Source organism: Gluconobacter japonicus, from assembly GCF_015244665.1.
In the GTDB taxonomy this organism is placed as follows: domain Bacteria; phylum Pseudomonadota; class Alphaproteobacteria; order Acetobacterales; family Acetobacteraceae; genus Gluconobacter; species Gluconobacter japonicus.
On record NZ_JABCQN010000003.1, the window covers coordinates 287296 to 311822 of the forward strand.

Annotated in this window: 24 protein-coding genes and 2 tRNA genes; 15 read left to right on the forward strand and 11 right to left on the reverse strand. The window is 54.3% G+C overall.

Features of this window, described 5'->3' with window-relative positions:
* The first annotated feature begins 24 nt into the window (after positions 1 to 24).
* Entirely contained in the window at positions 25 to 516 is a 492-nt protein-coding gene (gene ruvX / locus HKD32_RS07775; protein ID WP_010501673.1) for a Holliday junction resolvase RuvX, read from the forward strand.
* 22 nt (positions 517 to 538) lie between these two features.
* On the opposite strand, the gene HKD32_RS07780 is transcribed toward ruvX, so the two are convergent.
* On the reverse strand, positions 539 to 694 hold the full coding sequence (locus HKD32_RS07780) for a hypothetical protein (RefSeq protein WP_167347223.1): 156 nt from the start codon (positions 692 to 694) through the stop codon (positions 539 to 541).
* 123 nt (positions 695 to 817) lie between these two features.
* Entirely contained in the window at positions 818 to 1042 is a 225-nt protein-coding gene (locus HKD32_RS07785) for a hypothetical protein (RefSeq protein ID WP_228118866.1), read from the reverse strand.
* A 252-nt stretch (positions 1043 to 1294) separates the two neighbouring features.
* Here HKD32_RS07785 and HKD32_RS07790 point away from each other — a divergent pair, with 252 nt between their 5' ends.
* From HKD32_RS07790 to HKD32_RS07800, 3 genes are all read left to right on the forward strand, one after another.
* The gene (locus tag HKD32_RS07790) at positions 1295 to 1549 is read left to right on the forward strand and encodes a hypothetical protein (RefSeq protein ID WP_010501675.1); all 255 of its coding nucleotides are present in this window, start codon (positions 1295 to 1297) and stop codon (positions 1547 to 1549) included.
* A 349-nt stretch (positions 1550 to 1898) separates the two neighbouring features.
* On the forward strand, positions 1899 to 2105 hold the full coding sequence (locus HKD32_RS07795) for a cold-shock protein (RefSeq protein ID WP_010501677.1): 207 nt from the start codon (positions 1899 to 1901) through the stop codon (positions 2103 to 2105).
* Positions 2106 to 2198: 93 nt separating this feature from the next.
* Positions 2199 to 2366, forward strand: a complete 168-nt coding sequence (locus tag HKD32_RS07800; RefSeq protein ID WP_194257811.1) for a DUF2256 domain-containing protein — start codon at positions 2199 to 2201, stop codon at positions 2364 to 2366.
* A 102-nt stretch (positions 2367 to 2468) separates the two neighbouring features.
* On the opposite strand, the gene HKD32_RS07805 is transcribed toward HKD32_RS07800, so the two are convergent.
* Positions 2469 to 2543 (reverse strand) — tRNA-Val (locus tag HKD32_RS07805).
* 77 nt (positions 2544 to 2620) lie between these two features.
* Here HKD32_RS07805 and HKD32_RS07810 point away from each other — a divergent pair.
* The 3 genes from HKD32_RS07810 to HKD32_RS07820 all read left to right on the forward strand — a co-directional run bounded on the left by HKD32_RS07810 (position 2621) and on the right by HKD32_RS07820 (position 5738).
* On the forward strand, positions 2621 to 3502 hold the full coding sequence (locus tag HKD32_RS07810) for an N-formylglutamate amidohydrolase (RefSeq protein ID WP_194257812.1): 882 nt from the start codon (positions 2621 to 2623) through the stop codon (positions 3500 to 3502).
* Between the two features lie 111 nt (positions 3503 to 3613).
* Positions 3614 to 5074, forward strand: a complete 1461-nt coding sequence (gene xylB, locus HKD32_RS07815; RefSeq protein ID WP_194257813.1) for a xylulokinase — start codon at positions 3614 to 3616, stop codon at positions 5072 to 5074.
* A 64-nt stretch (positions 5075 to 5138) separates the two neighbouring features.
* Positions 5139 to 5738, forward strand: coding sequence for a nucleoside 2-deoxyribosyltransferase (locus HKD32_RS07820; RefSeq protein WP_010501685.1), 600 nt, complete (start codon positions 5139 to 5141; stop codon positions 5736 to 5738).
* 345 nt (positions 5739 to 6083) lie between these two features.
* On the opposite strand, the gene HKD32_RS07825 is transcribed toward HKD32_RS07820, so the two are convergent.
* On the reverse strand, positions 6084 to 7562 hold the full coding sequence (locus HKD32_RS07825; RefSeq protein ID WP_194257814.1) for an MFS transporter: 1479 nt from the start codon (positions 7560 to 7562) through the stop codon (positions 6084 to 6086).
* Positions 7563 to 7920: 358 nt separating this feature from the next.
* Here HKD32_RS07825 and HKD32_RS07830 point away from each other — a divergent pair, with 358 nt between their 5' ends.
* Positions 7921 to 9357 carry a GGDEF domain-containing protein gene (locus tag HKD32_RS07830; RefSeq protein WP_061933002.1) on the forward strand — a complete coding sequence of 479 codons (1437 nt, stop codon included), beginning with the start codon at positions 7921 to 7923 and terminating at the stop codon, positions 9355 to 9357.
* 16 nt (positions 9358 to 9373) lie between these two features.
* Here the strand turns inward: HKD32_RS07830 and HKD32_RS07835 are convergent, their stop codons facing one another.
* The gene (locus HKD32_RS07835) at positions 9374 to 9988 is read right to left on the reverse strand and encodes a YitT family protein (RefSeq protein ID WP_061933001.1); all 615 of its coding nucleotides are present in this window, start codon (positions 9986 to 9988) and stop codon (positions 9374 to 9376) included.
* A 328-nt stretch (positions 9989 to 10316) separates the two neighbouring features.
* A tRNA-Val gene (locus tag HKD32_RS07840) sits at positions 10317 to 10391 on the reverse strand.
* A 122-nt stretch (positions 10392 to 10513) separates the two neighbouring features.
* Here HKD32_RS07840 and HKD32_RS07845 point away from each other — a divergent pair.
* On the forward strand, positions 10514 to 11638 hold the full coding sequence (locus HKD32_RS07845; RefSeq protein WP_228118867.1) for an acyltransferase family protein: 1125 nt from the start codon (positions 10514 to 10516) through the stop codon (positions 11636 to 11638).
* Here the strand turns inward: HKD32_RS07845 and HKD32_RS07850 are convergent.
* Together HKD32_RS07850 and HKD32_RS07855 are read right to left on the reverse strand one after the other, a co-directional pair.
* Positions 11620 to 13494, reverse strand: coding sequence for a hypothetical protein (locus HKD32_RS07850; RefSeq protein ID WP_194257816.1), 1875 nt, complete (start codon positions 13492 to 13494; stop codon positions 11620 to 11622). The genes HKD32_RS07845 and HKD32_RS07850 overlap by 19 nt on opposite strands.
* 11 nt (positions 13495 to 13505) lie before the next feature.
* Positions 13506 to 14438 carry a mitochondrial fission ELM1 family protein gene (locus HKD32_RS07855; protein WP_194257817.1) on the reverse strand — a complete coding sequence of 311 codons (933 nt, stop codon included), beginning with the start codon at positions 14436 to 14438 and terminating at the stop codon, positions 13506 to 13508.
* On the opposite strand from HKD32_RS07855, the gene HKD32_RS07860 reads away from it, so the two are divergent.
* Positions 14422 to 15660, forward strand: a complete 1239-nt coding sequence (locus tag HKD32_RS07860) for a DEAD/DEAH box helicase (protein ID WP_194257818.1) — start codon at positions 14422 to 14424, stop codon at positions 15658 to 15660. The two genes, HKD32_RS07855 and HKD32_RS07860, sit on opposite strands and share 17 nt — an antisense overlap.
* Here HKD32_RS07860 and HKD32_RS07865 read toward each other — a convergent pair.
* Together HKD32_RS07865 and HKD32_RS07870 are read right to left on the reverse strand one after the other, a co-directional pair.
* Positions 15657 to 16721, reverse strand: a complete 1065-nt coding sequence (locus HKD32_RS07865) for a glycosyltransferase (protein WP_061932991.1) — start codon at positions 16719 to 16721, stop codon at positions 15657 to 15659. The two genes, HKD32_RS07860 and HKD32_RS07865, sit on opposite strands and share 4 nt — an antisense overlap.
* Positions 16712 to 17917, reverse strand: a complete 1206-nt coding sequence (locus HKD32_RS07870) for a glycosyltransferase family 4 protein (RefSeq protein ID WP_061932989.1) — start codon at positions 17915 to 17917, stop codon at positions 16712 to 16714. Before HKD32_RS07870 ends, HKD32_RS07865 begins: the two co-directional genes overlap by 10 nt.
* Positions 17918 to 18067: 150 nt before the next feature.
* On the opposite strand from HKD32_RS07870, the gene argE reads away from it, so the two are divergent.
* Both argE and HKD32_RS07880 read left to right on the forward strand, forming a co-directional pair.
* Positions 18068 to 19261 carry an acetylornithine deacetylase gene (argE, locus tag HKD32_RS07875; protein WP_234781811.1) on the forward strand — a complete coding sequence of 398 codons (1194 nt, stop codon included), beginning with the start codon at positions 18068 to 18070 and terminating at the stop codon, positions 19259 to 19261.
* A complete protein-coding gene (locus tag HKD32_RS07880; protein ID WP_061932985.1) occupies positions 19258 to 20307 on the forward strand; it encodes a M14 family metallopeptidase in 1050 nt (349 codons plus the stop codon). The genes argE and HKD32_RS07880 overlap by 4 nt, the downstream gene beginning before the upstream one ends.
* Here HKD32_RS07880 and glyA read toward each other — a convergent pair.
* On the reverse strand, positions 20304 to 21608 hold the full coding sequence (gene glyA, locus HKD32_RS07885; RefSeq protein WP_010501708.1) for a serine hydroxymethyltransferase: 1305 nt from the start codon (positions 21606 to 21608) through the stop codon (positions 20304 to 20306). The two genes, HKD32_RS07880 and glyA, sit on opposite strands and share 4 nt — an antisense overlap.
* A gap of 92 nt (positions 21609 to 21700) precedes the next feature.
* On the opposite strand from glyA, the gene HKD32_RS07890 reads away from it, so the two are divergent.
* From HKD32_RS07890 to HKD32_RS07900, 3 genes are read left to right on the forward strand one after another with little or no spacing between them, the layout of a single operon-like run.
* Entirely contained in the window at positions 21701 to 23143 is a 1443-nt protein-coding gene (locus tag HKD32_RS07890; RefSeq protein WP_194257819.1) for an APC family permease, read from the forward strand.
* 16 nt (positions 23144 to 23159) lie between these two features.
* Positions 23160 to 24158, forward strand: coding sequence for a porphobilinogen synthase (gene hemB / locus HKD32_RS07895; protein ID WP_061933352.1), 999 nt, complete (start codon positions 23160 to 23162; stop codon positions 24156 to 24158).
* A 56-nt stretch (positions 24159 to 24214) separates the two neighbouring features.
* The gene (locus tag HKD32_RS07900) at positions 24215 to 24526 is read left to right on the forward strand and encodes a YraN family protein (RefSeq protein WP_268761860.1); all 312 of its coding nucleotides are present in this window, start codon (positions 24215 to 24217) and stop codon (positions 24524 to 24526) included.
* Position 24527 lies beyond the last annotated feature (1 nt).

Below are 24527 nucleotides of genomic sequence, written 5' to 3' on the forward strand. Positions count from 1 at the left end.
TCAGACGGATCATAACGCCGGGATATGTCCCTGTTCAATCCACATGACCTCCGTAATGTCCTTCAAACTGATCAGCGCATCCTCGGGATAGACCCAGGATCGAAGACGATCGGTGTCGCAGTGACAGATGTTTCCCTCATGCTTGCCTCTCCTCTGATTGGCCTGAAACGGCGCAAACTTGGAGAAAATGCGAAGGAGCTTGCAGAGATCGTCAAGCGTCAGGATGTTGGGGCGATTGTTGTCGGATTGCCATTGTCACTTGATGGATCTTTTGGCCCTGCAGCGCGCGCGGCATCGGATTGGACAACGGCTCTTTCCGAACGTTTGGGCGTGCCTGCGTGTTTGTGGGATGAGCGGTTGTCTTCGAGTGCGGTGAATCGTTTTTTGATTCAGGATGCAGATATGACTCGGGGTCGACGCGCTGAAGTCGTGGATAAGATGGCTGCTGCCTACATGCTTCAAGGCTGGTTAGATGCGACCAAGCCTGAGTCTGTTCAGACCTTTTTCCAAGACTAGAAAAACTGATGCGAGTGCATCTTTACATAAAGCTGAGACCAATAAGAATTCCGACGATAGAAAGACCAATCAGGATGCAGACCGGAAGCATAAGGCTGGAGAGCAAGGACTCTCCCTCCTCTGTGGTATCCAGTGCGACATCGTCTTCAGCGTCATCTAGATCGGTTTGGTCTGTCATGTCCTAAAGCATAAGACAGGCCTCGGAGTGATGCGAGTAAATTATGGCTCATCACTCCGTTTACTATGGTCAATGAGAGGATTTTCTCTCTGTTATTGTTTCTTGTCAGTCAGATTTGTGCCCTCAATGTTGGTCTCGCACGGGTAGACACGCCTTCAGGGTCTCATGGAGGTCTGGTTGCGTGTGTACCGGAGGGGTGCTCACGGTCCAGAGAAGGACAGACGGTGTCATGTGTGACCGCGGCTTCAGAAACATATCCGAATGTCTGGCGCAGGCTTCCAGCATTCCACCTTTGATGGATTCATCAATTCTGTTCTGAAGAGAGAGGCTGGAGATTTTGTCGACCATGAAACTGCCCTCCATTAATCTGGACCAAATATACCCTATTTGAACTGTGAGCGGTAGAAAAATCCTGTTCCAAGGGGAAAAATTTATCAGTCCGATCAGAGTGGTTTATGAAAAGATGGAAAAAGCGCCTTTCTGCGCTGTTGTCGAAAATGTTTCATCTTTCATGAGGCGGTACGGCTAGATTCTCTGCTTTCAAAGGAATTGACACCATACATGAAAGAGCCTCTCCTCTCGCTAAGGAGGACCATTATCATGGCCGATGAAGATATTGCTGGTGACGAAGTCGCAGGTTACCTGATCCGCCGCGAGCTGGAGAATGGGGACGATGAGTTCTGGAATCCTGCGGAAAAGTGGGTTTCGGATCCAGGTGATGCCGAACTCTATGAAGAAGAAGATGAAGCCAACGCGGTTGCTGATCTTCTGAGCGAGAATGACACTCTTTCTATCACTGTCGAAGAAGTTCTTTATGATGACGGTGAAGAAGACGAATTCAACGACGGCGAGTAAGTTTCTTTGAGTTTTGTAAAAGCCGGTCCACCGTGGAGGTGGTCCGGCTTTTTTGTTTTTCAAAGAAAATTCAAGCGGATGAAAATTATTTTTCTAAAAATCCGTCTGAGAATTGAATGATAAAAATATTGCGTTTCAAATATTTGGGTTCTTTCTCGTTTTATAATGACAACATTATTTTCAGTATATTTTATGTTTTTCTTGCATTTGTATATCGCTTAAATATATATCGTCATTGGCGGATGCTTTTATCCGGATCATGGATGCGCGTTGCATCAATTTTTCCCTTAAAAGTTATGATTGCGTGCGTGTTTTGCGCGCGACCGCCTTTCTAATAAGGAGCCTCGTTATGACAACAGGCACCGTAAAATGGTTCAACCCGACCAAGGGTTTCGGTTTCATTCAGCCAGAAGGTGGCGCTCAGGATGTGTTTGTTCACATTTCTGAAGTTGAGCGTGCAGGTCTGCGGACTCTGAACGAAGGCCAGGAGGTTTCCTTCGAGGTCGAAGCTGGCCGTAACGGCAAGAAGTCTGCGGTCGCTCTCAAGGTCGCATGACGTCCGGACATTCTTGCCTGTAGAAAAAGCCGCCTGTTTGGGCGGCTTTTTTGTATACTTTGCGCGTGGATATTCTCAAGAACTGAAAAAATTATGCGCGGTAAGGGAAAAATTGACCGTAGGCCTGCTAAGGCTCATTTGCCCGAAAAGATTTGTCCTGTTTGCGTCCGGCCGTTTTTCTGGCGTCGGAAATGGGCCAAGGACTGGGATCAGGTCAGATATTGTTCAGAAGCCTGTAAGCGAGCCAAGCGCGAGGTATGATTATTTTTGCTTGTTAAGGGGCTATAGTGCCGCTTAGAAAAGATGCTGGTTCAAGCATTCTTTGAGTTGCAGATTTTTAGGAAAAATTCTGACCGGATCGGGTGGTGGGCGCAACAGGGATTGAACCTGTGACCCCTACCATGTCAAGGTAGTGCTCTACCGCTGAGCTATGCGCCCCCGATCCGGTGAGGCGGTGTTTAGCTGTATCAGTTCGGGGTGACAACCCCCAAAAATGAAAAAAATGCACCGAGGTTATGACGACCCTTCCCCCCTATCCTGCTGTTATCATTAAAAAACCTCAGAAAACTGCCATTCCGATTGTGGTTTCCTCTCCCCATTCCGGAGAAAAATATTTTCCCGATTTTCTTCAGATGACCCGATTGTCTTTACGGGAGCTTCAGCAGACAGAAGACAGGTTCGTTGACGGGTTGTTTAACTATACCCCTGAGATGGGCGGTACGCTGCTGACGACAGAATTTCCGCGTGTCTGGTGTGATGTGAACCGGGATTGTCGGGAACTGGATCCGGGAATGTTTCGTCCCGCACTGCCGAGTGAAGGTCTTGTGCAGAGTGCGAAAGTCCGGGCGGGATTTGGTGTTATTCCGCGATGTGCTTCTCAGGGACGGCCGATTTACACTCATTGCCTTCCTGTCGAAGAAATTCATCGGCGGCTGCAGCTAGCGTGGATCCCTTACCATGAGAGCCTGAACAGATTGCTTAAGGAACTAAAGCAACAGTTTGGTTTCGTGATTTTGCTGGAAGCACATTCAATGCCACCTCTCCCCCAGGCTCGTGCGTGTGACATGGTGATCGGAGATATGCATGGAAAATCCTGTTCCCAGCACCTTACGGAAACGGTGCAGCAATCTCTGTGTCAGCTTGGATATGAGGTTCGGCGGAATGTTCCTTATGCAGGCGGATACATTACAAGTCATTATGGTCGTCCCGCTGAAGGAATACATGCCATCCAGTTGGAGATCTGCCGCTCGCGGTACCTGAACCCTGCGACCTTGCAACCATCGCGTGGTTTCCTGCAGGTTCAGAGTGATATGGCAGTCCTTCTGGAGACTCTTTCTCGCTTTATGGAAGACCGTCTATCCTGGCACGCCCCTTCCAGAGTGCAGTCAGCCTCGTGATGGCTTTTCTGTGGCATCCGGAAGATTGGGACAGTCACTTAAAATTGCGGTGAGTAGCAGCCGGAAGTATGCCCTAAAGGCGTGTTTTTGAATCTGAGTTTGGACAAGTGCATGTTTCTGGGAATTGACGTCGGGACATCCGGAATCAAGGCTTTGCTGGTGGATGAAAACCAGCACGAAGTTGCTTCCCATACGGAGAGCCTGACGGTGAGCCGGCCTCATGCGGGGTGGAGCGAGCAGGATCCGGAAGACTGGTGGAAAGCCGCTTGTCGCGCCATTGATAAACTGCACGGTCAGCATCCTGAAGCGGTTGCGGCGATCCGTGGCATTGGTCTCTCAGGACAGCAGCATGGCGCGGTTCTGGTTGACGCATCTGGTGAAGTCTTACGCCCGTGTATTCTTTGGAATGATACGCGTGCAGAAGCGGAATGTGCACTCTTTGAGGAACGGTTCCCGCTCAGTCGTGAAGTGACGGGCAATATTGCCATGTCGGGCTTTACCGCTCCAAAGCTGCTCTGGGTAGCACGGCATGAGCCCGAAATTTTTGCCAGGATCCGGCATGTTCTGCTTCCAAAAGCGTGGCTGCGGTATCGGATGACTGGCGAGATGATTGAAGACATGTCGGATGCTTCGGGGACGCTCTGGCTGGATGTTGGGAAGCGTGCCTGGTCGGTCGAGGCTTTGAAGGCCACTGGTTTGACGCTGGCCAATATGCCAACTCTCTGTGAAGGAACGGAGCCTGCCGGTGTTCTGAAGGAGGATCTGACGCACCGTTGGGGCATGACGTCTGCGCCTGTATTTGCGGGAAGTGCCGGAGACAATGCTGCCGGAGCGGTAGGCCTTGGCGCTATTCGCAATGGGGATGCTTTCGTTTCTCTGGGAACCTCAGGCGTTGTGTGGGTGACAACCAATGAGTTCAGGCCAGAGCATCAGTCTGCCATTCATGCTTTCTGTCATGCCGTACCGAAAACCTGGCATCAGATGGGGGTAACACTTTCTGCCGCTGCGTCTCTCGCCTGGTGGGCAAAAGTGTGTGGTGTAACGGAGCGGGAACTGCTGGCTGAGCTACCAGAGCGCCCTGCCCGCCCGTCATCTGTTCTTTTTGCGCCTTACCTGTCCGGAGAGAGAACGCCTCATAATGATGGGACCATCCGGGGCGGATTTGTTGGATTGTCTCATGATACGAGCCGGGCAGAATTGACGCAGGCTGTTCTTGAAGGGGTCGCGTTCTCTTTTCGTGATGCTCTGGAAGGTTTGACGGCTTCCGGGTCCGTAATCACCGAAGCCGATGTGATTGGTGGGGGATCTCGCAGTCCGTTCTGGATTGCTATTCTGGCTTCGGTTCTTGGTTTGCGGCTGCACAGCCTTGCACATGGGGAGCACGGAGGTGCGTTCGGGGCAGCGCGGTTGGCCCGAATTGCTGCGACGGGTGAGAGTGTGGAGAGTGTGTGCACACCGCCGGAGCGGGTTTCTGCCACTGATCCTGTCCCGGAATTACAGAACGCCTACGATCAAGCCTATAGCCGCTATCGTCGTCTCTATCCTGCTCTTCGGGGAATTCAGGACGCCTGAATACACCAAACAGGCCGAAAAGAAGATGTTTTGCCTGTGATGCCGGTATGATAATCCCGGTCATATGCAGGCAAAATTTCCTTCCGTTTATCTGGCCGGTGATCTGGTGTTTCGGCCGGATGCGCTCTCTCTTTTCGAACGTCTTAAAGCCATCTGTGCAGAGGTAGGCCTTGAAGGTATCGCCCCTTTTGACGGGCAGGCTGAAGCAAGGCTGATGCCGCCGGGGCGGGAGACCATTCTGGCTTTCGTTCGTGCGGATCGCGAACTGATGGATCAATGTGATGGCGGGTTGTTTTGCGTAGATCCATTCCGTCGTTCAGCGGATATGGACCCTGGGACTGCGGTGGAAATTGGCTACATGCACGGTCTGGGAAAGCCGATGGAAGGCTACACTGTGGATGGTCGGCTTTATCCTGAAAAGGTCGAAGCTTACTGGCATGAAGCCTGGGGGGAACCGCTTCGTGCACGGAAAGAAGATGGGGCACCCACTTCGGGGAGTATGGAAGATCCGGACGGAATGCTGGCGCATTCCGAAGGGTTGTATCAGAACGGCATGATTGATGGATTTATCGGGTTTTCTGGCGGACAAATTGCGGTAGATGCCGATTTTTATGAAGCGTTTCGGAAGGCTGCAAAACGTCTCTCTGAGCGTCTGGGCCGTTAAGAGATCACAGCCCTTCTGGTAAGGACAAATGATCGTCAGACTTGCTTGCGGGGCTGATGATCATTGTCTTTGCATGAAGGAAATCGCGGTGCGCACGTCTGGTCTGATGCTGATTGCCATACTGGGGCTGTCTGCTTGCGCAGTCCCGCAGCGGGAAGATACCCGGGCAGATCTTTTAAGGCCCGTCAAAAGCGACCGCTCGGGAACAGACCTCTCCTCTGCTTTTCAGAAAGACGGAAAGGTCCATGGGACCATGTCGATGAGTTCCGGTTTTGGGGCTGGCTCAGGGATGGGCACTGGGGGCGGTCCTTCTTCTCTGAATGGCCCAGTTGGATGGTAGCCGTTTTATTGCGTATGGGTTCGAAAACTCGATAGCGGCGGAGCCACCTCTTCGAGAGATTTATTCTCGGCATCAACGCCGAAAATCCACGCGACAATACTGGCGCCAATCATAAGAACGGCTGCAAAAACATATCCTGCAACAACGGAATCAAGTCGACCCGTCTCAATCAGGTATCCGAAAAGCACGGGAGCTGCCGCGCCACCAAATAATGTTCCCAATGCATAGAAAACCGCGATCGCGAAAGCGCGCATTTCAAGTGGAAAAAGCTCACTGGCGGTCAGATAGGCAGAAGAAGCTGCTGCAGATGCAAAAAAGAAGACGGCGCTCCAGCCCAGTGTCTGGGTAAGTGCAGTCAATATTGAGGCGTGCATGGCCCAGGCCACCATCATCATGAGCAGTCCCGAAAGCGCGTAGCTTGTTCCAATCATGCGACGGCGACCGATCGTATCAAACCAGCGTGCCAGAAGAAGCGGTCCGAGGAGGTTTCCAAGAGCCAGAGGAAGAATATACCAACCCACATGCCCCGTAGGGACGGACAGGTAAGTGGTTAGAACCATTCCATAGGTAAAGAACACAGCATTGTAGAGAAAAGCCTGTGCAATCATCAAAACAAGAACGTAAAATGTTCTGCCGCGATAATCCTTCAACATGATCCGGATCATATCCAGTGGCATGAAAACGCCTGCGGGATAGATCAGAACTTTTGGGAGCGCACTGCTGCTTTCAAGGTTTGATGAGTGGGCCTCCATTTTGGAAACGATGGCTTCGGCTTCCCGTATGCGGCCATGTGTCATCAGCCAACGAGGGCTTTCAGGAACAAAAGCTCGCAGGAAAAGAATGATGAGGCCAAGCATGGCTCCGATGGCAAAGGAGACCCGCCATGCAATGGCAACGGGGAAAACAGTGGTGTTTAGAAGGGCTATGGATCCCAAGGCCCCAAGGGCTGCACCTGCCCAGAATGTTCCATTGACCATGAGATCAACACGTCCGCGCAGACGGGCGGGCACCAGTTCATCAATGGCTGAATTGATTGCGGCGTATTCTCCGCCAATGCCGAGACCTGTCACCATGCGGGAAAGAGCGAAGCTAACCGTCCCCCATGCGCAGGCGGATGCACCCACACCAAGGACATACAGTCCGAGTGTCAGGAAGAAAATCTGTTTGCGTCCCAGTCGATCTGTCATCCAGCCAAAAACAAGAGCCCCGAGGACTGCGCCTGTTACGTAGGCGGACGAGGCAAGACCAACGCCTTCAGCGCTCAAGTGGAGCGTATCTGCTCTTTGAAGTGACGGCCCGAGGGAGCCGATGATGGTTACTTCCAGCCCGTCAAGGATCCATGTGATTCCCAGTGCAATGACGATGAGCATATGAAACCGGGACCAAGGTAATCGGTCCAGGCGCGCAGGGATATTTGTTTCCAGTGGCTTTCCATTGTGGAAAGCGTTGATGGAAGAATGGAAGTCCTGAACATTTTTCTGCAAGTCAGTCCCCTTTCTGCTTTCACGTCCAGACAGTTGATTAATGCTTTAGGAAACGCAGGGAGTTTGACGTTGCAGTGGCAAAAAGTGCTTAGAGCGCTCACATTTTCTCGAGTGGTCGACGCTGGAGAAAAGAGTATCAGTAGGGCACAGGAAAATTTCTGGAATTTATTTCCAAATTCAATGTTGGAAAACGCATTGTTGGACAAGATTAATTTTCTTTTTGTTAACCTGGTGTAACTTATTTTTCAAAATAAAAGATTGATTGTTTGTTTTGAGCTAATATCTTAAGATATTAGAAAAGGTTATTGAGGTAAATTCAATCTGTTACTCTTTAATCTTAGGAACAATTTAAAGTCGTATGTTGTCCCGGATCGCAGAAAAATACACTCCTGCATTGCTTGTTGGCGGAATTGTATTTTCTGCTGCCGTAATCGGTATTTATTCCAGACATTTTGGTCAGCTTGCCCAGATATGGCCAGCAAATGCGCTCCTGCTCTGGATGATGATTACCTATCGCCAGCTTGACCGATGGCCCGGATGGTTAGGAGCCTGCATTGGCTACTTGCTGGCAGGCTGGATCATGAAAGACCGGTTTGTGGTCAATGTCTGGCTTGCATCCGCCAATCTGGCGGGTGTTTGTGCCGGATATCTTCTGTTCAGAGTATTCAGAAAACGCGGGAATGGGCTTGAGGGACCTAAATCAGTTCTCTCTCTTCTGCTGGTCTGTAGCGGAGCTGCGGGTGCCTCCGCATCTGTCGGAACACTTCTTGCAATATCCCTTCCCGGGACGACGACATGGAGCCGCTTTATTTTGTGGTTCAGCAGTGAACTGAATCGTCATCTGGTCCTGTTGCCTGTGTGTTTTTCAGGCCGGGAATGGTTTTCCCGACAGACCCTCCGTCACTGGTACCAGATTTTCAATCTTCGGAGTGTGAATGTCGCTCCGGCAGCAAGTCTGGCTATATCTGTGGTTCTTGCAACTCTTACGGGCGGCCCGGGGGCTATAGCATTTCCGGTTCCTGCCCTGTTGTGGTGTGCCTTGAGTTACACGGTTCTGCCGTTGTGCCTCATCATCCTGATTTTTAACGTCTCTGTGATGGGGATAGTCGAGGCCGGGCTTCTGGACTTCGGCCAGGCATATCCGCATCTTGCGGGAATCGTTTCCTTCCGCCTGGGACTGTCGTTCCTGGTACTTGGTCCATTGACTGTTACTGCAATCATGACAACACAACGTGCTTTGGTCGAGCGCCTGAATAAATCCATTACTTGGGATAGTCTGACAAAAGTTTTGAGTCGACAGGCCTATCTGGAGCAGAGTGAGTCTTTCATTGAGAGAGAAAGAAAGAAAACTACTTCAGGAATTTCTATTCTGATGCTTGATATTGATCAGTTTAAAAGAATTAATGATACATACGGTCATTTTGTTGGAGACAATACTCTGGAGGCAGTCGCTAAAGCGATTTCGGATATTTTGTCCGAAGGGCAGATCTGTGGCCGTCTCGGAGGCGAGGAGTTTGCGCTTACCATTTCGGTTGGAGCGCTTGATAAAGCGATCTGTCTGGCTGAAAAGATCCGACAGTCTGTTGAGAAAATCCTTATTCCAGTAAATTCGGATACGTTCATTCATATGACTGTTAGTATCGGTGTCGCGTTTCAGTGGCTTACAGAGGATTTGAAGTTTCGTGATCTGTTGGCGCAGGCGGATGCAGCGCTTTACGAAGCCAAGTCCAACGGACGAAATCAGGTTGCGCTATCCTCGTCGCTATTGGAGGAACTTGCTGTTCACGTTTCCTGATGTCGGAATTTGTTTTTTAATGGCCGATGTAGCGGCCTGGTCTATGGAAGACCACGAGAACGCTACTCATCGCAAATGCACTGATGGCGGAGAGTACAGCTTTTTCCCATGGCAGGAAGAAGGCTGAGGCAGCGAGAATGGCAGCATCAATCATGATCTGTACGCGACCGGCATTGAGGCCGCGGCTTTTCTGAAGCCAGAGCGTTATAACACCTGTGCCGCCAACACCTGCCTGATGGCGAGCCAGAGACAGAATTCCCATGCCAATGACGGTACCTCCAAAGAGAGCCGCAAAGAGTGGTTGAATGTAGGAAAGTGTCATGATGGCGGGGAGAAGGCTGGATAGGACTGTAATACCAAAACTCGCAAAGGTTGTTTTGAAGGCGAACTGTGGCCCCATTGCTCGGATTGCAAACAGCAGAAACGGGATATTGATGAGTGTGAACAGGTTTCCAGGCGTCACAGGGAGAAGGTATGAAAGCAGCAGTGCAATGCCTGCAACGCCTCCGGTGACCAAGCCGGCCTTGTGAAGACACATCAGGCCCATGACAATCAGGGAGCAGCCGATGAGAAAGGCATAAATATCCTCGGCATAAGAATGGCGCAGTCCAGGTCCGTATGGCGAAGTCATATCCGGAAAATCCAGCCGTTCAGCAAAAAAGCCACTTCGTAAACCGAAATGAATTGATGATATTTTCAGCCAGATAGTTCAGCTTTGACGTACTGCCCAGCCCCATTCAGCATCGGAAAATATTGTTTCAAGAATGCCATCCTGGACTTGTTTTAAACTTCTTTTGATACGCAATAAGCGGCTGTTTGAGCCTGCACGATGGTGCAGGTTACGATTCTCGGGCGAGCCTGTTTTTAAAATTATGCCTTGGCGTCCGGGAGAGACATGCTCATAGCGAAGTTCTCACTGACTATATGAGATTTGAGGCAGATTTTCAGCGAAGTTCGAATGGTGGGCACGACAGGGATTGAACCTGTGACCCCTCCCGTGTGAAGGGAGTGCTCTACCGCTGAGCTACGCGCCCATTCGATGGACGGGCTTTTATCAGTGGGCCAACTCCCTGACAAGACGCTTTTTTCGCCACGCGCCCGCCTTTCTTTGAACTCATTGCGCCTCCAGAAACACTTTGTCTGACAGGGAATGGCAATGAAACGGAATGCGGCTCTGGATTGTATGCGCGGTGCTGCAATCCTTCTCGTCCTTGGAAACCATCTTGGGATCCGTGTTCCCCTCGCTCATACGGCTTTGGGTGATTTCCTTCCGCACTGGCTTTTGGTTGGCATGAACTACAATGGTGGCGAAGCTGTCAGCATCTTCTTTGTGCTGTCGGGCTTCCTGATTGCATCGCGCGTCATTCAGCGATTTGGAGAGCTGGATCAGATCCAGCCCCTGCCCTTCATTGCTCATCGGGCCGCACGCATTCTGCCGTGCCTTGTGGCACTCGTCACGGTGTTGGGACTGCTCGATTATATCGGCTTCGAGGACTATCGCTTCGTGAAGCCGGGCCAGAGTTTTTCCGGTGCAACACTGGCTGCGTTCGGTCTGTACTTCAATGTTTGGCAAGCACGGCATGGCTGGAGCGTGGCAGGTTGGACCGTACTCTGGTCCCTCTCGATTGAAGAACTGTTCTATCTCTTTTTCCCGTTCTTCTGTCACCTGAACAGTCGTATCCGGGTTGGGGTTCTCGTTGCTCTCGCCATCACCGCGCTGATTTACAGGGCAACATTGCATGGCAACGAAATCTGGCGCGAACAGGCAACGCTGACGGGCGTCGGAACCATCGCAATGGGCGTCCTCATGGCGATTGTTGCTGCCGACTACAGACCCAAAGGGCGCTGGCCTGTTGTCATGGGGGCTGTGGGTTTACTCATGATGCTGGCGGAGATGTGGGGCCCGATGTCTTGGTGGCGCCTGCTCCCGAATGGCCTGATCGCTATCTTTTACGCCGGGATTGCCATGCTGGTGCTGGCCTGTGGCTGGAGGTCTTTCGAAGGAGGCGCAGGAAGCTGGTGGGTCCGCCGAATGGGGCAGTTGTCCTATGAGGTTTATCTGACACACATGTTCGTTGTCATGGCGGCTGTGCGGATATGGAAACACAACCACTGGCCACAAAGTATGGGCTGGATCGTCTATCCGATCTGTCTGGTGCTGATCTGGGGGCTGGGAGAAGCGGTATCCCGCTTCTTCTCCCGCCCGGTTGCCCTCCTGCTGGACCGGGAAGTTGCCTCCCGGTTCCGACAGCGGGTGCTGGTTCAGAACCCGAACATGTGATCGAGGGAGAAGCCGCCTTCACCATTTTCGAGGCCATGATAGCCGAACAGTCGGCACGTCAGATCACGGATCAGAACATATCCGCCAACGCCTGCCCGCGCCAGGTGCACGCCTTCGAATAGGTCATGCGGACGGACCATGAAGGAACCTGACGGCTGAATGTGGATGGTGGTCTCCGCGATGAGGCTGCCATCTGCGGCATGAAGCAGCAGAACCGTTTCGGACGGACTGGTGCCTTCGATGGAGGCCGGATGGATCAGGCAACAGAAACTCCGCAGTGCATCATGGCCAAGTTTCAGGAACAGGCGTGTCGTCAGGCCCGGCGGCGGTCCGGAATAGGACTGCGGCTCGGAGCGCCATGTCATCAGCGTGTTGAAGATGTGGGCGCCAAAGCTGGTTTCGGCAGCATGATCCGTGTCCCGGTTGCGATAGCGCATCAGGGCATGAAGCCAGCCATCTGCCTCCCCGCCATCGCGAAAATCATAGACCAGATCAGCGTGGCCCGGACGATCGGTCAGGTCATGCAAGGCAATCGCCGTGGAATGGTCGCGGGGCAGATTTCCGAGGAAATGCGAGCCGACGGGCTGGCCAGCCTCATCGAAAATATCGAGCCGAACGGGGAGTGTTTCCAGAGCTTCGGACATCGGGTTGGGCTGAACGAAGCTCTCGAACTTCGCCGGATTCAGAATGGGGAATGGCAGAAGGAACCCACGGCCCAGCGACGCTGCGAAGTTCCGGATAGCCGGGTCTGGACGGATATTGTCCCGCTCGACGTTCAGGTGCGCAATACGGGTTCTTCCACGCTGTTCGATTTCGTAGCGGGGACGTACAAGATGGCGACCAGACCGCATTTCAAGCTGCGCTGGCCAAGCCAGATCCGGAAAAAGTGCCCCGACATTAACGGCCAACGTCTCAAATGGCCCAATCACACGATCCACGCCCCGATGATCGTTCACGCCCATTGGGTTGAACGTAATGGCGCCAGCCGGAATGGTCGTGGCGTGGCTGTTCTGTACCCAGACCGTGAGGGTTTCGTCGGCTTCAGGAGCGGGAAGCGTCGCATAGCGCACAGACGGCCAGGCGTTGGCGTCATGTGTGACTGAGAGGCTCGGATCGCCGTTCTTGCCCCACACGTCGAGCGCATATTTCACGACGTCATGCCCGCGGGCACCAATGACGTGGATGAACAGTTGTCCCATGAAGGCAGGAAGACCAAAGCGTTTACGGATATCCGCACTGTCGATGGTGATGCCAGCGCCAGCGTGTTCAACGGGCTGTTCCCACTGCGCGATGATCTTCCCTGTTCCGTCATAGAGACGCAGCCAGTAACGCAAATTCTGCGCGCCGTAATTGGACCAGTAGTTCGCTGTGACGATCCGCGTGGAGAAGCGGTCATCATCGCGGAAGAATGCAAAATTCGTCGCAAAATTCAGCTTGTCGAGATACGGACGGCCACGAACGATCATGTCGTCCGGTAGGCGTGCAGGCGCGAGTGTGTGAAGGTCGCGGCCGTTCAGGAGTGAGTCCAGCCGACCACGCATTTTTGCATCGTCGAAAGACAGCGCGAGGATGATATCCGCATCCACATGCGGCAGGTCCACAAGGGCTTTTCGCGCACCGCCAAATCCGTCCGGCTGGCCGACCTGTTCCGTATCATGAACCAGAACGACAGAGGGGCGCAGGCCAGGATAAAGGGCCACCAGCGTCCGGACCGTATCTTCGGGATCGTAAATGGCGATCGTCTGCCCGGCGAAGTCCTGCTCCATCCACGTCAGCGCCTCGGCGGCAAGCGGGTGGGCCAGCGCCTTGTAGAGCACATTGCCACCCTGTGGACCGAACGTGCGGATATCGAGCATAGAGGGCCCTTTCAGAGCTTCAGTCGTTGGCGCATTTCTCTCGCCGTAGCAGGGGTGTCGTCAAGCGGGTGGACGGACCAAGGTTCAAGATCGGGGCTGAAGGGTCGGATACGCCCGGCGTTCTGGAGGGTTTCGATAAACCTCCCAATCCGAGTGGACTTGCCGGGCAGCGGCAGGATCATGACCGGAGCGGTCGTCGCCGCGGCCTCCGAAATCATTGAGACACTGTCTGTCGTGACGGCAAGGACGTCCGCGCAGGCCAGCATCCCCAGATAGGGGTTATCGTTGCCCTGTCCTTCCAGAATCCGTATTCCCGCCGGGATGAGTTTTTCCTTCAGGACCGTCAGCGCGGCGGCATCCGTTCTGCGGGATGGTGTCAGAGCGGCCTGCATACTATTGCGGCTGGCGAAAGCGATCAGTCCATCAGCCATTTCTGCTGCTTCGGCGGCTCCAAGAGAAAAACGTCCATTCGTTCCGCCGATCAGGATAGACAGGAGTGGTCTGTTATCAAGTTTCAGGCGGTCTTCCCACGCGGTGCGTGCGACCTCTAGCTTGTGCGGCGTTACGGGGTGAAGCGCATTGCGAGAAATCAAAACATTCTCGCCGGTGATGCCATCATGTGTATTGGCGATTACGAGATCGAACTTGGCCAGCGCTGTTCTCGGGTTCTGGATCTGGACGACCGGTAGCCCTTCCCGTCTGGCAACAGCAGCCCCGACAATCCCGCCCGTTCCGCCAATGCTGATAATGAGGCGGCTATCAGGCGAAATGCTGATCGGAGCAATCCGTTTCAAAGGAGAAGGCCAGTAGCGGGCTGGAAAGTGGCCCCAGGGTTTGCGGATCAGAACGGGCCGGAACTCCCACTCAAGACCTGCCTTTTCGGCCAGCCCTGCCCCCTGTGCCCGCATGCCGGCGAAGTCTTCTGCGATGATTGTTGCCCTCATGGCGGGCCTCCTGAAAAAAGAGCTATTTCCCGAAACGGAAGAAATTTGGCAAGAAGCGCATATGACGATGCCAGAAACACCCTCGACTGACACTCCTGACGGCTTTGCCGCTTTTGGGCTGATCCCGCCTCTTCTCGCCACATTGGAACAGGTAGGGCACAAGCGGCCCAGCACGATTCAGGTTCAGGCCATCCCGCCTTTGCTGAAGGGGCGCGATGTTCTTGTGGCATCCCAAACGGGCAGCGGCAAAACGGCTGCTTTTGTTCTCCCCATGCTTCAGATCCTGTCCAAGGGTGAGAGCGCCCATGGGCCGCGTGCACTGATTCTGGAGCCAACGCGTGAGCTGGCTGCGCAGACAGCCGCAGTTTGCCGCCAGCTCGGCCGTCGCCTTTCCCTGAAGACGCGTGTGATCTGTGGCGGAACATCACGTGAACAGCAGGTTCGTTCCATTGTCGATGGCGTTGACATCGTTGTCGCTACGCATGGTCGTTTGCTGGATCTTGTGATGCAGGGTGATCTGGTTTTGGAGTACCTGAGCTATCTCGTTCTGGATGAGGCTGACCGTCTTCTGGATGAAGATTTTTCCGAGAGCATGACGGCTCTGACACCTTACTTCCCCGACGTTCCACCCCAGACGGTTTTCTGTTCTGCTACGCTGCCGGAGCCAGTCATGGATCTAGCCAAGCGTGTGACGCGTGATCCTGTTCGGGTTGAGGTGGCTGCAGAGACGTTCACGCCCAAGAAGATCCGCCAGCGTGCGATGTTCGTGGAAAAGGAAGACAAGCCTGAGACGGTAGCCCGTATTCTGGAGCGTTTTCCGGGGCGGAGTATGGTGTTTACCCGCACGAAGGCGAATGTTGATCTGTTGGCGAGGGTTCTGCGCAAGCACAACATCAAGTCTGAAACCCTGCACGGAGATCGGACGCAGGGCGCGCGAAACAAGGCGCTGGATCTGTTCCGTCAAGGACGCGTGCCGGTGTTGGTCACGACGGATATTGCGTCCCGCGGGCTGGATATTTCCGATGTGGATCTCGTGATCAACATGGATATGCCTGAGACGCCCGAAGCTTATGTTCACCGCATTGGGCGGACCGCGCGTGCGGGTAAGAAGGGCGCTGCGTTCTCGCTCATCAATATTGATGAGCGTTTGTCCCTTCGCGATATCGAGAAGCACATTGGCTATCGCATCCGAATTGCAACGGAAGATGCCCTTGATACTTAATCCGCGGCACTGAGGATTTTTTGCCCCAGGGCCTGCCATGCCTTAGCGCTGTCAGGGACCGGGGCGATAGGCGGCGGAGCATTTAGAAGCTGAGCAATGGCTATTGCAATGGACATGGAATCAGGCTCGCAGAGCATGGCTTGGGCATGTCCGGAAAATTGTTCTGACAATCCACCAACATTGGTGGCCACCACATACCGCCCCCCCGCAACGGCCATGGCGCCGACACCGCTTTGCGATGCTTCCCGATATGGAAGAAGCAGTACGTCTGCCCAGGCGATCAGCCGCGACAATTCGTCTTCCGGCACCCAACGATTTTCTACGATCACGTCGCGCATTCCGGACAGTTGAAGCAATTCCGGGCTTTGAGGGCCTTTCCCGATCACTCTGCAATCTACCCTCATTTCCAGTTGAGGAAGGGCGTCGGCAAGAAGATCCAGACCCTTGTAGGGAAGTAATCGACCAAACATCAGCAGCCTGGGTTTCCCCCCATGACTGAAAGGCGGAGGTGCCTCGGTTCCCACGAAAGGCGGATGTGAGAGGGAAACAACCGGTTTTCTGCGACAGATGGTATCGCCTGACAACACAGTGGCGACGTGCTGGCTGAATGTCACCAGAAGAGACGACTGGCTAATAAGCGCTTTTTGCAGAAACATCTGTAACGGGTAGCCGTCTCCCGGATGGGCCCTGGCGTCATGAACAATCGTCACGACTTTGACGCCTGCCCTTCGAAGAGCATGAGCCATAAGAACATCAAGCGGCGCTGGCATCGCGCAGATGGCGATGTCCGGCTTGTCCTGGAGCATCGACAGGAACAGTTTTGAAATGATCAACGGGGCCTGAAGAAATCTGCCCAACAATCCGAAGGCGGATCTGTAGGTTTTGAACACCAGAGCATCTTGCGGGGCATGATGACTGTGAAGGATCTCCGCGTCTTCCGACAGGCACAATCTCACGGAGACGTCTGGTAACGCTGTCAGCCCATTGGCGAGGTCGACCGCAATGCGTGGTCCTGCTCCTCTTTTGCCCCATTGCCAGACAAGGACAGTCTTTATCGCCACGCTTCAACTCCTGCCGCGTGGATGGCTTTCAGAAGGCTGGTTCCGTCGAGATGCTTTGCAATGCGCTTCTGAGCCGCAGTTCCAAGGCGAGCCCGAAGATCAGGATGGTCTGCTGCCAGACGAAGGGCCTGCACCGCCGATTGCCTGTCCGGCAGTGCCCAGCATGTCTGGGGCATCTCCAGCACGCCTCGGGGGTCATGGGCGGGGACGAGGCTATAGGCGGCAGGGAGGCCGCAGGTGCTGTCCAGAAATTCTGCCGTAGCAGACCAGTCGGTTGCAACAACGCATCGACCCAGAGCCATTGCCTCGGCAACGACAAGGCCGAAACCCTCGCTGCGATGCAGGGACAGGACGATATCACAGCATTGCATCAGGGCCAGACGATCGGCTCCGTTGTAATGTTGTGTCTGTATCTGGATGTTGGGGGCACCGTTAACAGCTGTGCGAATGGCGGCCATATCTTCAGGATAATGTTCCGTATGGCCGATTTTCAAAATCAGGATTCTGTCTGGACGATCCCCGAACGCTTCACGAAACGCCAAAATCGTATCAATCGGGTTTTTACGCACCATGCTGGACGCCAGATTGAAAGAGACCAGAACAGTAACGGCCTTTTCTGGTAGCCCGAAAAAAGCCCGGTTCCGTGCGGAAGGTATCTGCCCTGCAAGGCCCACGGGATGTTCCACAATCCGCACTGGACGATTCAACGAAACCAGAGCATCTGCCGTAAATCGGGACGGTGCCCAGATTTCATGAATATGCCGTCGTGCATGTTTCCAGGTATCTGGTACGATCGGGAGTTCCCAGGCCCAGTATCCGATGACTTTACGTCCCGTTCGGAGTGTGCGTGGCATTCTGAGCAGCACGGCTGGGAGCATCGGTGCGTTGACGTGTACGATAAGCGGCGCGCCGGGCCCGACAGCGTCTCCATCCAGTCGGTATGTTTCAATGTCCCAGGTGGCACAGAGAATGCCGAGTTTGCGAAGGGCTGCCACCATAAGACGTGCACCTTCGCCCAGACCGGAACCTCGGCTGAACTCCCCTGCAATGATGACACCAGAGGCGTGTCGAGGGTAACTGGCTCTGACGCCAGGCGTTACGATGGCTGTCGCCCATGCAAAGAAGCGTCGTCTTTGCTGCGGGGGAAGTTTTCGCCACAATCTGTGAAAAACAGAAAGGCCCGCACTGCGACTCACAGAAAATCCTTCAAGGTGTTTTTGGGAAGGCGCGAAAAGTGTCGGAAACTAAAACCACAATTTTCGCGCTTCATTTTTTACAACGTGTTGCGGGCGTACACATCGTCCTCCTCTCCTCTCCCAAAGTCTCTATGGTGAGAGGTGAGGAACGTGCTTACAGTACAAGCTATGACGGATCAGCGCCCCATTTCCCTCAATGCAGAAACGATTCTTTCGGCATTGATATCGTTTGATACAACGAGCAGCCGATCCAACCTGCCGATCATCGAATGGATTGAAGCCTATCTGGCGTCACACGAAGTTCCTTTCGTTTGTTATCCAGGCGGAGACGAAGGGAAATGGAACCTTCACGCTATCATCGGCCCGCAGACTGCTGGTGGCATAGCGTTCGCTGGGCATGTGGATTGTGTCCCGGTCGAAGGGCAGGACTGGTCATCCGATCCATTTGTTTTGCGTGAAGAGAATGGCTGTCTCTACGGGCGTGGCACCGCAGACATGAAAGGCTATGTGGCTTGCATGCTGGCCGCTATTCCTGACTTCAAGGCCATGGCACTTCCCAAGCCCGTTCATCTCCTTTTCACCTGTGATGAAGAGATTACCTGCGATGGTGCGCGGCATCTGATTGCAGATATCCAGCGTGCCGACCGGCTTCCGGAACTCTGTGTCGTTGGCGAGCCAACGATGATGAGTCCCGTGATTGCGCACAAGGGCCGTTTTGCCGTCAGAGTCCGGCTTGTGGGGAAGCCCGGTCACTCCTCTCTTCCGGAAGGTGGTCGAAACGCGCTGCATGCCATGGGGCGAGCCATTGCGTTATGTGCGGATGAAGCGGATCGGTTTGCTCTCGCAGGGCGTCGGATTGACGGCTTTACGCCTCCCTACACCACCATGCAGGTCGGGCTGGCTTCAGGAGGGAGTATTCTCAATATCATTCCTGAGCATGCGCAATTCGATGTGGAATGGCGGAATGTGCCGGGAGACGAAGGCGCTGAAGAGTTCCTGAAACTCCAGAATACTTTGGCGTCTTTGGATGAGGATCTTAGAAAGAATAATCCCGAAGGCGGTATCAGTTATCTCCAGTTGGTAGATCTTCCGCCCCTCGCCTTGCCTGCGGACCATCTTCTAACCGAGATAACCTGTCAGATCACGGGTCGAAACAGTCCTGGCATGGTTTCTTACGGCACCGAGGCTGGTATCTATCAACGGGGCGGTATGGATAGCATTGTCTGTGGGCCTGGCGATATTGCACAGGCTCATCGGCCGGATGAATTTATTACCAGAGAACAACTGGAATGTTGTGAAAAGGCGCTGCGAGATTTTGCGCGGAGGGTAAGCGGGACAGCATGAGTTGCAAGGCCGGCCAGAGACATCATCCTATCAGGATCCGTCAGCCTCGCCTGACGGAGGACCTGCCAGGATGTGGTCGTCCGGCTTATCCTTTGGATATATGTCTGAAGGTTCCGGATCTTTCTGCCTGGCGTAATACGGCCTCTGGCGTTCCCGGTGTTCATGTTTTTGATTCCGGTTTGAGTGGCCCTGACCTCGTCATTGTCGGGATGGTCCATGGTAACGAGTATGCAGGTGGGCATGCTCTTGAAATCCTTCGGCAGAATAATCCGGTTCCGCGTACCGGCCGGCTGACGCTGATTCTTGCAAACCTGGCCGCCTTTGATCGGTTTGAGGCAAACACGCCGATGGCCTCCCGTTATCTGACGGAAGATCTGAACCGTCTGTGGCATCCGTCACGGCTGAACAGTGGCGAGCAGTTCAGTGAACTGGATCGAGCCCGACAGATTTTACCTTTTATCGAGCGGGCAGATCTGTTGTTGGATCTTCACTCCACACTTTGGCCATCTGATCCCGTCTTTATTGTGCCTCCGCGACGGCGTTCCAGCGATTTCGCCTGTATTCTGGCCTCCGAAGAGCATCCGGCCGCATTGGTTTTGACTGACCTTGGGCATCAGGGGGGCTCACGCCTCGTTGAGTATTCCCGTTTTATGGCAATTGGTGGAACTGGCCGTGCCTGCCTTCTGGAAGCCGGTCTGCACTGGCAGCCAGAGACCGTGGAGATGATGGTGAAGATTTCCGAGCGTTTCCTGAAAGACGCAATGCGGATTCATTTTCAGGGACGTGGAACCGATACGAAGCAGCCCGCAGAGATGGGCGTCGTGACGGATAATGTCCTGGCGCGAAGCGCAGACTTTAGATTTGTGGAGCCATGGGTTGGCAATACCTGCATCCCGAATGCGGGAACCGTCATCGCCCGGGACGGACATGATCTGATCTGCACACCTTATGACAAGTGTTTACTGATCGTTCCGAATTTGCGCCCCAGACAGGGGCAGCTTGCGGTGCGGCTGGCCAGACGCACCGCAGTCCACCTCAACGCTTAGGCGGAAGCGCGATCATAGATCGGGAAGCGACGGCAGAGCGCCTTCACTTCTTCATGGACACGGTTGGTCGTGTCATTGACGTCGCCCTCTTCCAGAGCTGCCGTCAGAACTTCGTCCATCATGCGGGCAATCGTGCGGAATTCTTCTTCGCCGAAACCACGTGCTGTTGCAGCAGGGCTGCCCAGACGAATGCCGGACGTGACGAACGGCTTTTCCGGGTCGAACGGAATGGCGTTCTTGTTAGCCGTGATGCCAGCGCGCTCCAGAATTTCTTCTGCAAGCTTGCCCGTCACCTTTTTGGGGCGAAGATCAACCAGCACCAGATGGCTGTCCGTGCCACCTGTCACGATGTCGAAGCCACGTAGCTGAAGTTCGTCGGCCAGTGCCTTGGCATTGGCTACAACGCGCTTCTGGTAGTCGCGGAAATCGTCCTTCAATGCTTCACCAAAGGCAACGGCCTTGCCAGCGATGACATGCATCAGTGGACCACCCTGAAGGCCTGGGAATACGGCAGAGTTGACCTTCTTGGCCAGCTCTGCGCTGTTCGTCAGGATGATGCCACCACGGGGGCCGCGTAGCGTCTTGTGGGTCGTGGACGTCACGATGTCCGCGTACGGGAGCGGGCTCGGATATAGGCCAGCTGCGACCAGACCGGCAAAATGCGCCATGTCCACCATCAGATAAGCGCCAACTTCGTCGGCAATCTTCCGGAAGCGCGGGAAGTCGATGACGCGCGGATAGGCGGAGCTGCCGGCGACGATAATCTTCGGCTTGTGCTCACGGGCCAGTTCTTCCATCTGATCGTAATCGATCAGGCCGTCCTGCGCGCGCACGCCATACTGAACGGCGTTGAACCATTTGCCGGAATAGTTCGGAGCTGCACCGTGGGTCAGATGTCCGCCAGCCGCGAGGCTCAGACCCAGAATGGTGTCGCCCGGTTTCGCCATTGCCATGAAGGCTGCCTGATTGGCATTGGCACCAGAATGAGGCTGCACGTTTGCAAATTCTGCGCCGAACAGCTTTTTAAGGCGTTCGATGGCGAGGGTTTCAACGCGGTCCACGTCAACGCAGCCACCATAGTAGCGCTTGCCCGGAAGGCCTTCAGCGTACTTATTGGTCAGAACAGAGCCCTGCGCTTCCATCACGGCAAAAGATGCCATGTTCTCGGACGCGATCAGCTCGATACCATCCTGCTGACGGGTCAGTTCGTCGTTCAGGATGGCGGCAACTTCGGCATCAGCCTCTTTCAGAGGCGCGTGGAAAAAAGGATTCAGCGTGGACTGGCTGGCGTGTTCCGACATCGTGGTCCATTCTCCAGGGTGAGTTCGCCCCGTCACTACCGCAGAATGCGCGCGTCGGCAAAAACAATCCGTATTTCCAACGAGGATCTTTCATGACCAATCCGCTCTGGCGGACCAAGCCTGTGTCTTCCGCTGCGTCTGACAATACAGGCCTGAAACGTGTTCTTGGCCCCTGGCATCTCATCGCACTTGGCGTCGGTGTGACCATTGGTGCTGGTCTGTTCTCGCTGACAGGCGTTGCAGCAGGCCAAAATGCAGGCCCTGCCGTCACGCTGTCCTATCTTATTGCTGCCCTCGCCTGTGGCTTTGCCGGCCTCTGTTACGGCGAACTGGCTGGTATGATCCCGTCAGGCGGGTCGGCGTATTCTTATGCCTATGCATCCATGGGGGAGTTGATCGCATGGATCATCGGCTGGGATCTTGTGCTGGAATATACAGTGGGGGCTGCTGCTGTCGCCTCAAGCTGGTCCGGCTATGTGGCCTCCTTGCTCTCGGGTTGGGGAATCACGATTGATCCGAGGCTTCTGGCTACGCCCATGACGCCCGTGACACTTTCGGACGGGTCAGTCGTCAGCTCCTGGTTCAATTTCCCGGCGGTTCTGGCCATCTGGGTCGTGACGGCGTTGCTGATGCGCGGTGTCAGCCAGTCCGCTGCCGTGAACAATGCCATCGTGGTGATAAAGCTGACAGTCATCGCGTTGGTACTGGTATTCTGCATCCCGCATATCAAGCTGGCCAATTACCATCCTTATATCCCACCGAATGATGGCACCTTCGGGCATTTTGGCTTCTCTGGCGTGATGCGTGCCGCGGGGATGGCCTTCTTTGCCTATCTGGGATTCGATATCGTCTCCACCACCGCGCAGGACAGCAAAAACCCGGCTCGGGACATTCCCGTGGGGATTATAGGAAGCCTGCTGATCTGTGGTGTTGTCTATGCTGTGTTCTCGGCAGTTCTGACAGGCGTTGTGAACTATAAAGGCATGGCGAATGATCCAAGCCCGGTTGCAACAGCGATCGATGCTGCGGGTGCGCCCTGGCTCGCCAGTCTTGTGAAGCTGGGAATTACTGTCGGGTATGTTTCTGTTCTCTTTGGACTGCTTCTAGGACAGGCACGCGTATTTCTGGCGATGTCACATGACGGCCTGCTTCCGAAAGTTTTTGCGAAGCTGAACACAGGCACTCATACGCCGTGGACGTCCCATCTCTGTTTTGCTGCGCTCACAAGTGTTCTGACAGCCGTGTTGCCTATTAGTGAATTGGGCAACATGACATCCATTGGAACCCTCCTTGCATTCATCATCGTCTGCGTTGGTGTTCCACTTTTGCGGATGCGGGAGCCTCAGGCGCCACGTCTCTTCCGTGTGCCAGGTGGCCCGATCATTCCGGTTCTGGGCGTGCTGTCCTGCGGTGCGGTCATGGTGTCTCTGGACCTGCTGACCTGGGTCAGGCTGGTTGTATGGCTTGCAATCGGGCTGGCGATCTATTTCTGTTACGGAGTACGTCACAGCCTGCTTTCCAGATCAAAAATATAGGAGCATGATTGGGGGCATGACGAACGCATCATTCCCCCTCTTCCGCCCGCGGCGTAATCGCCACGATGCCTTTACACGTCGGCTGGTTCAGGAAAATCGACTGCACGTCGATGACCTGATCTGGCCGATTTTTGTTTGTGAAGGCGAAAACCAGCGCCAGAAAGTGTCTTCCATGCCCGGTGTTGAGCGCGTCAGCCTCGACAACCTAGTGGAGCATGTCCGCCCGGCTGTTGAATTCGGCATTCCGGCGGTTGCCATTTTCCCGATCACGCCAGTTGAACTGCGTGATGCAACGGGTACCGAAGCTCTGAACCCGGACAATCTGATGTGCCGCGCGTCGCGCGTCATCAAGGAAGCCTTTCCAGAGCTTGGTGTTATTGGTGACGTGGCGCTCGATCCCTATACGGATCATGGCCATGACGGCGTTATCAAGGATGGCCGTATCCTTAATGACGAGTCTGTTGAGATCCTGCGTCAGCAGGCGCTCAATCAGGCGCGCGCTGGAAACGATATTATTGCGCCGTCTGACATGATGGATGGTCGTGTGCAGGCAATCCGCGAGACGCTTGATGCCAACGGCTTCGAGACCGTCCGCATCATGGCCTACACGGCAAAATATGCTTCCGCTTTCTACGGTCCTTTCCGTGATGCGCTGGGATCGGGTGGCCTTCTGACGGGTGACAAGAAAACCTACCAGATGGATCCGGCCAATTCGGATGAAGCTCTGCGTGAAGTTGAGCAGGATATTCGTGAAGGAGCCGATATGATTATGGTCAAGCCGGGAATGCCCTATCTGGACATTATTCGCCGTATTCGTGACCGTTTCTCGGTGCCGACCTTTGCCTACCAGGTGTCAGGTGAATACGCGATGTTGGCTGGCGCTATTCAGAATGGCTGGCTTGAGCGGGATCGTACCATCATGGAAAGTCTGATCGCTTTCAAGCGTGCTGGCTGTAACGGCATCCTGACGTATTTTGCGATTGATGCTGCCCGCCTTCTGAAAGAAGAGCACTGATTAACCGTCGCGCGAAAGGCGTTCAGGCATATTACGGTGGCCTGAACGCCGAGGAGATCGCTAAACGCCATATGGTGGAGGCAGGGCTGGACATTCTGGCTCAGAGGCTCAGAACACCCTATGGCGAGATTGATCTTCTGGTCGCGGATGAGAACTGGATCATTGGGGTGGAAGTCAAAAGCCGCTCTACGCTTCGAGATGGCGCAGAGGCTCTGGCTCCTCGTCAGGCAGAACGCCTGATGGCGTCATTCGGTTATATTCTGGAAACCAGACCCGAATGGTGTCGTCCCAATACGCGATTCGACGTTATTGTCGTCGATCGCACGGGACAGGCGAGACGCATCATGGATGCGCTACGCCTCACATAAA